The 4,308-nt window shown below is 71.9% G+C and carries 2 protein-coding genes and 1 tRNA gene; 1 reads left to right on the plus strand and 2 read right to left on the minus strand.

Features of this window, described 5'->3' with window-relative positions; all coding sequences use genetic code 11:
* Positions 1-952 precede the first annotated feature (952 nt).
* Positions 953-1,029 (plus strand) — tRNA-Trp (locus ACFU6I_RS47880).
* 220 nt (positions 1,030-1,249) lie between these two features.
* On the opposite strand, the gene bla is transcribed toward ACFU6I_RS47880, so the two are convergent.
* Both bla and ACFU6I_RS47890 read right to left on the minus strand, forming a co-directional pair.
* Entirely contained in the window at positions 1,250-2,332 is a 1,083-nt protein-coding gene (gene bla / locus ACFU6I_RS47885; protein ID WP_384380703.1) for a class A beta-lactamase, read from the minus strand.
* A gap of 759 nt (positions 2,333-3,091) precedes the next feature.
* The gene (locus ACFU6I_RS47890) at positions 3,092-3,355 is read right to left on the minus strand and encodes a hypothetical protein (RefSeq protein ID WP_384380706.1); all 264 of its coding nucleotides are present in this window, start codon (positions 3,353-3,355) and stop codon (positions 3,092-3,094) included.
* Positions 3,356-4,308: the final 953 nt, after the last annotated feature.

The following is a 4,308-nucleotide window of genomic DNA, read 5'->3' on the forward strand; positions in this document are numbered from 1 at the left end:
CCCCCAGGTCATCCGTTCGACAGAGGGGACACAGCCATACCGGGCCCGGAGGCCAGCGGCCCCATTGCAGGACCGCGAAAAACATAACGGGGGGGGGCGTGCTGCCGGTACGCGGGGGGAGTGGGCGGCCACCTCCTTCGGGCCGCGCCTGCAGCCCACCGCGGAGACCGCCGGACTGGAGGCTTGACGGCCTTCGGTGTCACCCGACTGTGCGGCAGCTCCGACCTCATTCGGCCCCGCTTGCCGCGCGGTAGCACCCGGGCGGCAGGGCTCGGGGGCAGCATGGAAGCGGAAGCCCGCCCGGGAGCCCTTCGCACGTCGACCGGGCGGGCCGCCGTTGTGCAGGGCGCCTGTGTGCGCGGTGGCCGCCGCGCCGGGCTGCGATGCTGCCGACGCAGCCGTGCGGGTACGAGCACGACCGGCCGGCAGCGCCGATGAGGTCCGGCAGCCGGGCCGTCACCGCATGTGCCGGCGGTGCTCTCAGGGCCCGTCCCCCTGGTGATTGCCGCCGGACCGGCCCGCACCTTCTGCGCTCACCGGTGCCCGGTGCCCGGTGAAAAGAAAAAGGAAGGGGGGTGCCTTGCCGCGGCTTCGTCCTGCCTCCGCGGACCTTGCGGGTGCTGAGGAGTTGCGGGCGCTCAGGAGCCGGGATGCCGGGGCCACTTCCTGGTTGGTGCGTGCCGGGCCGAGTGCCGCGCCGGACCGCGTGCGTGTGTGAGGTGCTGTGCGTGCACGGCGCGGGCGAAAAGGGTTACGGCCTTGTGTGATTGCTCCGGCGTGCGAGCCGGGTACCGGGCGATGCGTCAGGTTGACGTGGAGGCCTTCGCGGAGCGCACCCGCACTCGACGCGGTCGGTGCGGCCGAAGCCGTCCTTCTGTTCGCGCCCGGTGACCGACCGCGAAAAATTGTGTGGAGCCTCGCTCGCCGGGTATGACAGGCTGACGCACACCGAAGGGGTGTAGCTCAGATGGCCAGAGCGCCGGTCTCCAAAACCGGATGCCGCAGGTTCGATTCCTGCCACCCCTGCCACCGTTCAGGGCTCCCCGCCCCCGCTCCCGGCTCCGGCTCTTGCCCACGGTCCGGGACCGCGGCCGGGACGGCGCCAGGCCCGGGTGCGGCGGGCCGCCTCTTTGGCGGGGGTGGGCCGGTCCGGGAACCGTGTTGCTCGGGTTCATCGTGCCGGTCTGCCCTCGCATGCTGTTGCCGGTGGTCAGCTCCGGTGGTCTGCTCCGGTGGTCTGCTCCGGTGGTCAGCTCAGGGCCGCAGTCAGAGCGCCGGCTGTTTTGGCGACGAGTTGGTTGTCGGCGGGGGCTCTTCGGTCGGGTTTGGTGGTCATGACGGCCAGGATGATCGGCGGCCGGCCGGGGGGCCAGGTGATGCCGGTGTTGTTGTTGCCGTAGCTGCCGCTGCCGGTCTTGTCGGCGATGGTCCAGTTGGCAAGAACCCCGGCGCGCAAGCGGTCACTGCTGGTGGTGTTGGCGAGCAGCCAGCCGGTCAGCAGTCGGCGGTCGCGGGGGGCGAGCGCGTCGCCCAGGACGAGGCGGGCGTAGGTTTGCCCGATCGCGCGGGGTGTTGTGGTGTCCGTCTTGCGCCATGGCTCCGCCGAGTTCAGCTCGGGTTCCCACCGGTCGAGGCGGGTGACCGGGTCGCCGACGGAGCGGCACAGGCGGGTGACGGCGGTGGGGCCGCCCAGTTCTCGGAGCAGGAGGTTGGCCGCGGTGTTGTCGCTGTGTGTGAGGGAGTATCTGCACAGGTCGGCGACCGTCATTCCGCGGGAGAGGTTTTCGGGCGTGCCGGTGATCGGTGAGTGGCCGCAGGCCTTCACGTAGTGGGCGGTGTAGCGGATACGGCGGGCCAGGAACTCGCCGTCTCGGTCCAGATCGCGAAGGACCGCAGCCGCGCCGATGGTCTTGAACAGGGAGCACATCGGGAAGCGCTCGTCTGCCCGGTACATCACCGTGCGGTTTGTGGCGGTGTCATGGGCGTATGCGCCGAGCCGGGCGCGGTGCTTTCGTTCCAGGGCGCGCAACTGCCCGGTGATGTGGGCTGTCGCGGCTGTCGCGGTGGGTGCGGCGAAGGCGGTGGGTGCGGCTGTCGCGGTGGGTGCGGCGGGTGCGGCGAAGGCGGTGGGTGCGGCGGGTGCGGCGGGTGCGGCGGGTGCGGCGAAGGCGGTGGGTGCGGCGGGTGCGGTGGGCGCGGGGATAGGGCGGTGGGAGCTGTCCCGGCACTGGCTCCGGCGGCCAGGGCGGCCAGGACTGTCCGGCGGGTCGCGCGGGTTTTGATGGATCGCACAGCCATGTGCCTTTCCTTTGTACGGCAGGGCGTCCGTCATGACATCAGTTTCGGTCCGGTGTGGTGGTGATGACCGCACCGGCCGCTGTCCGATGTCCTTGGCCGTGGGCCGCTCGCAGCAGTGGCGTATGTCCGCTTCGTGCTGTGACAGGACCAAGGGGTTTTGCCGAACGGCTGTCACCACCCGTGCAGCACAGTGGTGGAGGGGATGTGCTTCGACAGACTCCGGCGGTGCTGGCGGGGCCTGGGCGTGGGCTGGACGGGGCGGCCGCGGTCAGTTGCCGGGTGCTCGCCCGTAGCCGCGGGCAGCGATCGCAGACATTTGCTGAGATCAGCCACCGCGTGATTCCTGCACCCTTGAAGGGGTGGTTTTCCGCTGTGCGGGTTGGGCTGTGCGACGGGCCGGCCGGCCCGTAGAACGTTCGGGGCGCCCCCTGTGCCGGCGTGTGCGGTGTGGCTGCACGCGGTGGAGTGGAACGTGTCCTGGGCGGGCCGGTTCTCTGTGGTGGTGTGCCGGTATTCGGGGCACTGCCGGGAGTGGTGCAAGGGTCCACGGCCGTCGTGTCCCGTCCGGCGCTTTCGGCCCTGGCGGTTCAGATCACGAGGAACACCCCAACCGGCATTGCTGATCGAACGGTTCGGCCCGGCTTTGCCCGCGGCTTTACCGGGCGGGAGGCTGTCAGGCCGGCCGGGGCCGGGCTTTGGTGCGGGGGTCCGGCTCATGTTGCGGATCGTGAGGTCTTCGTGCGCGTTGACGCCGTGTTCGCGCGCGGGGGCGGGCGCGGTTTCGGGCGCGTGGTCAAGGGTGCCGGTGGCGGGCCGTGCGAGGCAGGGCGCGAACGTCTGTCGCCAGGGCCTTGCGGCGGTGCTTGCCGGCATGTTTGCACCGGGGCAGCGCCTGGTGCACGGTTTCGGGCTTCGCGGCGGCTTTGCGGCCGTGACGCGGGCTGGGCGTGAACTCACCGTGCGAGTCGGCGGGGAAGCCGGTTCTGCCCGGGTCGGTGCCGACCGTGGGGCCGGTCGCGGGCAGTGGATCGGGTGCGGCCTGTTCGGCGGTCAGCACGACGGACCACTTGTCGCCCTCGCGCGCGACCGGGACCGTCTTGACCTGCCGGCCACCGGCCGGTGCTGGTGCACCGTGACGTGCCCGGCCCCTGTGGATGCGTACGCGGGTGACCGGATCGTGCGCGGTGGCATCCCAGCGGCAGCCGTCCTTGTCTCTGGGGAAGCGGCGTAGGAACGCCCTCGGATGACGCCGGTGCCCGGCGCATGACCGCCGTGCACATTGTGACCGCGTGGACGCGGTGGCCGGGCTGGGGCGGTTGGGGAACAGCGAAGCCGGCCGCCGCGGTTGCGGGGCCGACCGGTCTGGTGCTGTGTCAGGCGCTCGTGCTGAGCGTCTTCTGGCAAGGCGGCAGTGCGGATGCGGTCACGGCGAAGACCGGCGCAGTGGATGCGGTGGTGGTCAAGAAGGGCTGCGAAAGCGCCGGGGCGGCATCTGCGCAGTACACCGGCACGTCTCGGCGTCCGGCTCGGACACACCGCGCAGCCTGCCGCCCGGGCTGCTCGTGGGGTGCTTCGGCACCGCTGTCCGCTGCCTCCACCGCAGCAGCACCGGGCAGCGCCCGGTGGGGGGTGCGCTGGTACTGCGGCACAGCTCTCTTCCCGAAAGCGGCGCGGGGCCGGGCCGCCTCGGCCGCGGCCACGATGCGTGTGCGCGCCGCACCGTGCAGGATGTGCCGCCGGTGGACGCGGGAACGCTGCCACCGGCAGGCCGGTCACGAACACTGCGCCCGCAGTGGTCCGCCCGGCCGGCCTGTTTCGAGGGCCGGCCCCCAGGTCTGACTGGGCGGGTGGGGGCGGGTTCGCATGGCCGGGCCCGGGCAGGTCCTGACCGGGTTCGGCTGTGTGGTCGGCGCGGGGTGTCGGCGGGCCGGTGGTCAGTAGGCCGAGTTGACGTTGTCGATGGAGCCGTAGCGGTGGGCGGCGTAGTTGGCTGCGGCGGTGATGTTGGCG

It is taken from the genome of Streptomyces sp. NPDC057486, assembly GCF_042802415.1.
Lineage (GTDB): Bacteria > Actinomycetota > Actinomycetes > Streptomycetales > Streptomycetaceae > Streptomyces > Streptomyces yanii.

Bases quoted from the DNA above. Each gene is read 5' to 3' on its own strand.
- bla (WP_384380703.1), bottom strand. From the start codon at position 2,332: ATGACGGACGCCCTGCCGTACAAAGGAAAGGCACATGGCTGTGCGATC.